Annotated in this window: 7 protein-coding genes and 1 pseudogene; all 8 read right to left on the bottom strand. The window is 25.5% G+C overall.

Annotated features, from left to right (window positions below):
- Window positions 1–449: pseudogene (locus BN899_RS06730) on the bottom strand (alanyl-tRNA editing protein AlaX-L); the annotation flags it as partial.
- A gap of 109 nt (window positions 450–558) precedes the next feature.
- Window positions 559–1080, bottom strand: a complete 522-nt coding sequence (locus BN899_RS06725; protein WP_042274011.1) for a hypothetical protein — start codon at window positions 1078–1080, stop codon at window positions 559–561.
- 106 nt (window positions 1081–1186) lie between these two features.
- Window positions 1187–2146 carry a CorA family divalent cation transporter gene (locus BN899_RS06720; protein WP_042274009.1) on the bottom strand — a complete coding sequence of 320 codons (960 nt, stop codon included), beginning with the start codon at window positions 2144–2146 and terminating at the stop codon, window positions 1187–1189.
- A gap of 433 nt (window positions 2147–2579) precedes the next feature.
- Complete coding sequence (locus BN899_RS06715; RefSeq protein ID WP_052356698.1) at window positions 2580–3224, bottom strand: hypothetical protein; 645 nt, start codon at window positions 3222–3224, stop codon at window positions 2580–2582.
- Between the two features lie 101 nt (window positions 3225–3325).
- Complete coding sequence (locus BN899_RS06710; protein ID WP_052356695.1) at window positions 3326–3550, bottom strand: acyltransferase family protein; 225 nt, start codon at window positions 3548–3550, stop codon at window positions 3326–3328.
- Between the two features lie 106 nt (window positions 3551–3656).
- The gene (locus tag BN899_RS06705) at window positions 3657–4496 is read right to left on the bottom strand and encodes an alpha/beta hydrolase (protein ID WP_042274008.1); all 840 of its coding nucleotides are present in this window, start codon (window positions 4494–4496) and stop codon (window positions 3657–3659) included.
- Between the two features lie 256 nt (window positions 4497–4752).
- A complete protein-coding gene (locus BN899_RS06700; RefSeq protein ID WP_042274006.1) occupies window positions 4753–6084 on the bottom strand; it encodes an FAD-dependent oxidoreductase in 1332 nt (443 codons plus the stop codon).
- 239 nt (window positions 6085–6323) lie between these two features.
- Window positions 6324–7227: [Fe-Fe] hydrogenase large subunit C-terminal domain-containing protein (locus tag BN899_RS06695; RefSeq protein WP_042274004.1), on the bottom strand; the 904-nt coding region annotated here is incomplete at its 5' end.

The following is a 7227-nucleotide window of genomic DNA, read 5'->3' as shown; positions in this document are numbered from 1 at the left end:
CACTTATCATTTTCATTAGCATATAGTTCTGCAGCTTTTATTTGTTCTTCAGTTAGATGGCCATTAATATCTACTGTACTTATATCTTTACCTAAATGAAAAGCACTTGTATTAGCATTAAATAATTTATAAAAGCTTCCTGATAATACATGTTGTCCAAAATGTTGGTGCATTCCGTCTTCTCTTCTATCCCAATCTATTTTACATTTTACTTTGTGTATTTTTATAGGTTTTTTATCTAATACATGATAAATCTTATTGTCCTTTTCATAAACATCTAAAATACTATGAACATCTATTGTTCCTAAATCACAAAACTGTCCTCCTCCACCTGGGAAAAAGGCTGTTTTATCTAATAGTATATGATATTTATCTTCTATTTCTAATATTTCTAATATTTCTGCGCTAAATTCTTTTATGTATTGATTTGTATAATATAGTTTTTCCATATTTAATTATCCTTTCTAAATTATAATAATATAATACCATAACTTAGATAAAGTAACTCTATTTCTATATATTACCGTATTGATAGATAGAATTATTTCATTATAGATCTTATTTTAATAGTATTATAGATTTTAAATCTGATAACAAATACAATTCATCGCTAGAATTAAATTTATTATTCATACTTATTTTAGTAGTTACATTTTTAATAAATTCTAATACTTTATTTTTATCTAACATTACTTCTTTTTGAATAGAATTTATTAAGATATATCTTTTTAAGGCATAACATACAACAACAAATCGTTTTGAATCTAAATCTAGAAAAAAATATAATTCAGGTCTTCTATCAAATACATATTTTATATAATCAACTATTTCAGGTATTTCATAAGTCTCTCTATCATCATTGTCGTAGTCATGTATACATAGGTTTACTCTACATTGTTTTGCATATTCAACTCTTAGTAAGGTGTTTACCCATGAATATATATTTGATATGTCTTTTGATAAAACATCTTTTTTAGTAATATCTATAATTAAAGTATGTCCAATATTTGGGCATAGTCTTACGAACTTAGTAGGTGTCATAGCTTCTGTAAATAAAACATCTATATTATTCAATTTCATATGTATTCTCCTTATCTTAAAAGATTATATTATGATTATCTCTTAAAATAAATAGAGATATACATATAAGCATATATAAAAGGCACTTACTTTAAGTAAATGCCTTTTATAATAACTTATTAAATTTAAAAATAAGAATACCAATGACTATAATACATGTCATAACGCCTAATGTTAATGGATAGCCATATAAAAATTCTAACTCAGGCATATGTTTAAAGTTCATACCATAAATCCCTGTAATTATAGTAAGAGGTGCTGAAATTGCAGTCAAAACTGTAAGTTTAGTGATTAGATTATTAGTTTTTTCAGCTACTTGCGAAGAGTAAATATCTAAAAGCTTATCTGCTAATTCTCTTGTAGATAATGCAAATGCATATAGTTTATCTATTCCAAAATCTAATCCTTGCAAGTTTTCAAGATTATATTTTTTTACATCTGAATATTTTAAGTATCTTATGTTTTCTTTTATAATTCTATCTCCTATATATAAAAGAGGTCTAGTATTTTTAACTACTGATCTAGTTATTGAACGCACATAATTTATTTGAGAAATATAATCATCTTTTTTGCCATCCATCATAGCATCTTCTATTTCGAGTATCAAATCCTCTATTTGTTCTAAATTTTCAAATTCATGAACTATGATATTTTTAAATATTAGGTAATTTATTTTAAATAAACTTACAATTGGTGGTGCATCATCTAATTTTATATTATTTAAAATAAGTGTTTTCACGAAGCAATATATATAGTGTTCTTCTTGTGATACTACTAGTATATAGTTATCTGAAGTATAAATATTTACCTCTTCTACAACAGAATTAACCCCATTTAAATGAAAAGTATTTACACTTAAAAAATCATAATCATCAAATAAATCTAATTTTATGTTTTCATCAAAGTTAAGACAATCTTTAAAAGTTATTTCGTCTATATTTAGTATATCTTTTAATAATTTAAGTTCATTAGGAGTGCTAAGCATTACATAAGAATCTTTTGTGTTGTAAAAATCTTTATTAAATTCTTCTATTTTTTCTCTTGTGTCCAAGTTTAATATATACATATTATCACCCCTGCACTTAATAGTATATACTAAATCTACATTAGAAATTCATGATTATGTTATTAATTTATGCTTTAAAATTCCATTCTCCATAAAACTCATCTAAAAATTTTTACTTCTTACTATCATTTTTGAAATTTTTGTATTCATTCCCGTATTCGATTAATTAAATAAAGTTTTCTAGAGTTAAACTTTATTTAATTAATCGAAATGCAATTTCTTCCAATGGAGTGACTTAAAAATATAAAGTTTATATGAAAAATATTATCTAAGCTCTATAGCATATTTAATATTGTCATATATGTAAATGATATAAAGACTATATTTAAGTTATTATCAAGAAACAAAGTAATAAAAAGATGCTAATTAACGTCTTTTTATTACTTTGCTTATAATTAATATATTATTTAATTTTTAAACTTGTGTAGAATTTTTATTTTATTAATTTATGAAAATAAGAAAACATAAATTTATAAATAGTTGCAAATATTTTACTAGATAATAAGTAAGTAACAAATAATGGGCTAAATAGTATTATACACTTTGTTAAAATACTTTCATCCCACGTTGGTATTAAATAAAAAATAATTAATACAACATATATATGAAATGCATATACATACATTGTAGATTTTGCTAAATTGCTATAAAATGTTTTTATAGTAGGTGTTAATATACATATAAATAAACTTAATGCTATACTACTCATATAAAGTAATATTCTATAAGCCATACCTATCCAAACATTCATATTAAGTTCTTTATATGAATAAGATCCATATAAAAATCTATAGTCTAATATATTTTTATCTGCAATGTAAAGACCTAATACAATAAATAAAATTACCCCAAGTAAAGCAGTCCATACATTTATTTTATTTAACTTTTCTAATTTATTAAAATCACAGTAGTATCCTAATAAAAAAAATGGTAAGAAAAATATGGTTCTTGAAAAAGATAGGATAGATCCGTTAGGAATCAATCCGACTATTATGCCAAGCACAAAACTTATAGGAAGTATATATTTTATTTTAATTAAATATTTAAGAGATATTCTCCAGAAAAATAAACTAAGCAAAAACCATAATGTCCATCCTGGATATATTATTGGTAAATTTTTTTCTCCTGTATATAAGTAAGCTAGGGTATACCATATAACATTAAGAACTATGTATGGAACTAATAAGTTTTTGAAGAATATTTTTTGCTTTTATGTATATTTTTAGAAAGAAAGCCAGATATAAATATAAACAATGGCATATGAAATGTATATATAAACATATACATTCCCATTAGTGTATCATTGGTATTTATATAACGTTCTATTAGGTGCCCAAATACTACTAGAAATATTAGTAGTACTTTAAGATTATCTACAAAGTAGTTTTTATTTATTTGATTCATTTAATTATCCCTTTCTTACTTACTATTCTTCCCAAAATAATCATTATATATTTAAATTACAAAAACTTAGTAAAATATTTTATGTACTTTACTAAGTTTTTATGATTTAGCTTTCTTTTTGCTTTAGACTCTCTATATTTTCTATAAAATCTAATATATATTTAGAATATTTATTTCCATTTCCTCTAATAATATCTATAGTATCTTCATGTTCAGCTTTTTTTATTATTTTTAGTATAGTATTTTTATCTAAATTTTGTACTTTATTTACGAAAGATATAGAGTTTTCTATATCTATAAGACTATCACTATCTCCATGTATGCACATAATCGGTATATGAACCTCTTTATCCAATAAATTTATCGGATTTGTATCTTTAATTTCTTTTTCATAAATATAATTTTTAATTAAAAATTTTGAATAAGATGATTTACATTTAAGAAAATCTAATACGCCAGATATAGATATAAACCCTTTTAGATTATTATTATTTATATTATATTTTTTCTGCCTATCAGTATCAAAGACTAAGTGAGAAGATAATTCTCCTCCGGCTGAATACCCCGACACTATAATGCTATCATTTATAGTATTTTCCGTATAATGTTTTAATGCCGTAAATACGTCTTCTATCTGAGAAGGGTATCTATAAAATGGTGCTAATCTATATCCTACTATAACCGAAGAATATCCCATTTTGTAAAAATACTTTCCTACAGAACTGTATAAATACGGATTTCCATGCCACCATCCTCCTCCATGAACAAAGAATATAGTAATATTGTTTGAAGTATCTGGATTATATACTTTATAATATTGTCTGCGGCTTTTTCCATATTTAACTATATCACCTTTTATCTTAGGGTCTTTTATATAGCTATATACTATAGTTCTATGAATATTAAGCATCTTATTTTTAAATTTAGAAAGTCTAAAATTATTCATATTATATACCTCTCTTAATGTATTCTATATAATTTATATAAAGCAGTTTATAAAATTTAAGACATGAATTTTTAAACCCATGTCTTTTTTAATGACCCTTATATTTTATTTTGCCAATATCCTTAAACTTTATATTAGTAATGTATTCCTATAATTTAATTATATTACTAATTAAAACTATTATATATAGTTTAATTTTAAAATTATAAAATAAAAAACTCGAATAACTATATTATAATCATTCGAGTTTTTATTTTTATAAAGCTTTTAAAGCGGCTATGTTTAATAAACTCCACGGTTTATTAAAATGAGGTTGGAAGAAAAAGTCTGTCATAGCTAATTCTTCTATAGTCATATTATTTTGTATCACTACTGATAATGTATTCATAAATTGAGTTAAGTCTATTTGAGATATTATTTGTCCACCAATTACTCTTCTAGTATCTTTATCAAATACTAATTTTACAGTAGCTTCTTCAAATGTTGGCATAAATTCTGGTCTATAATTATCACTAGCTATTACTGATCCTACATTTAAATCTGTTGTATTTTTAGCAACTTCTTCTGTAAGTCCAGTTGAAGCTATACATAAATCATATATTTTAATACCAGACGTTCCCTGAGTTCCCATATACTTTAAAGTAGGATTTATTAAATTTCTGGCAACTAGTGTACCCATTCTTACTGCATTAGTTGCTAAAGGTATATATCTTTTTTCATTTGCTGGATTAAAATTAACTACACAGCAATCGCCAGCTGCAAATACATCCTTTTTACTTGTTCTCATATAATCATCTATTATTATAGCCCCATTAGGCAAAGTATCTAGTTTACCTTGAACTAACTTAGTACTAGGTGCAAATCCTATACATAATACCACTAAGTCTGCTTCAAATTCTTCTTTATCTGTAACAACTTTTGATACCTTATTATCAATTCCTTCGAATTTAGACACCTTTTGCCCAAGTACTAAATTAACACCTTTTTTAGTAAATTCAGCCTCTGCTATATCAGTAAATTCTTTATCTAAGTACTTTGCCATTATTCTATTTTCAGCATCTATTAATGTAACATTTTTACCTTGTATTTCAAATGCTTCTGCAAGTTCTACACCAATATATCCTGCACCTATTACCACAACATTTTTAGCATCTTTACATTTTTTATTTATAACTTGAGCATGATCATAATTTTTACATAATACAATATTTTCTAATTGACCACCTTCAAATTTTGGAACTATTGGCCATGAACCTAAAGTAAGAACTAATTTATCGTAATCATCTTTAAATTCTTCACCAGTTAATAAATTCTTAACTAAAATAATTTTATTATCAAAGTCTATATCTAAAACTTCGTGCTTCATATTTGTTATTATACCAGAAGCTGATAAGCTCTCTGGTGAATTGTAAAATAATTTTTCGGTTTCTGTAACAACGTTTGCAACATTTAATGCTATACCACAAGATAGGAAAGATATATTATTATTTTTTTCATATATAGTAATTTTACTTTCTGGATAAAGCTCTTTCATATTAACAACTGCAGCAGTTCCTGCATGTGTACATCCTACAACAACAATTTTCATAATAGTTACCTCCGATATTTTGATAATTTATTAACACAAATTATTTATACCCCGCTTGATAATTTTAAAACATAAAATAGCTTTATATTTTTCAATGGTTTAGTATTTATTTTAATTTAATAAATTATTCATACTATTTTGTTTTTATTTATATCTACTCGGATTTTTGAAATTTTAATAAAAATGTAAAAATCAGTGTGATATACCATACTGATTTTTACATTTTTATTTCTGATAATTTATTTTTTTACTCTTACAAAGTATTTGGTATGAAGAAGTTCATGTGCTTTATGACTTAATGGGTGATCTAAATATTTATCATATATTTCCAATACTGCAGGATTTTCATTTGATCTTCTTAGTGGTAATGATCGATCTATTGAGTTTAAACCTTCTGCTCTTTTTTCTAAAACTTCCTGTCTTTTTCTAGCTTTAGGCTGTCCACCACCACCGACACATCCACCAGCGCAAGCCATTATTTCTATAGCATGGAAAAATTCTTCTCCAGATCTTATTTTATCTAACATTTTTCCAGCTTCTCTAAGTCCATAAGTAACTCCTATCCTAAGTTTTATATCTCCTACCTCAAGTTCACAAGCTCTAAAGCTATCCCACCCTCTAAGGCAATCAAACTCTATATTATCTAATCTTTGCCCTGTCATTTTTTCTATAGCTGTTCTTGTGGCAGCCTCTATAACCCCTCCTGTTCTGCCAAATATAATTCCTGCGCCTGTGTATTCTCCTAAAACTTGATCAATTTCTTCACCTTCAATTTCTTGTAAATCTATACTTGAATCTTTAAATATCCTTATAAGTTCGCTAGTTGTAATTACATAATCTACATCATAATTAAGTCCTCTTGAAAATTCTGGTCTTGATGCTTCATATTTTTTAGCAATACATGGCATAATTGCAACTGATGTGATTTGATCTCTTGCAAGCCCATGTTCTTTTCCCCATAAATCTTTTGCAACTGTTGCAAACATCTGCATTGGTGATTTCGCTGATGATGGAACATCTAACATATCTCCATAGTTTTGTTCTATAAATTTAACCCACGCAGGACAACAAGATGTTAGTATTGGTAACTTTACATTAGTATCCCCTGCAAAGTACTTTTCAAGCCTTTCTTGAAGCTCTGCT

The sequence above is a fragment of the Faecalimicrobium dakarense genome, from assembly GCF_000499525.1.
Taxonomy (GTDB): domain Bacteria; phylum Bacillota; class Clostridia; order Peptostreptococcales; family Peptostreptococcaceae; genus Faecalimicrobium; species Faecalimicrobium dakarense.
The sequence above is the reverse complement of the archived record's forward strand: the minus strand, read 5'-3'. Positions and strand labels throughout refer to the sequence as shown.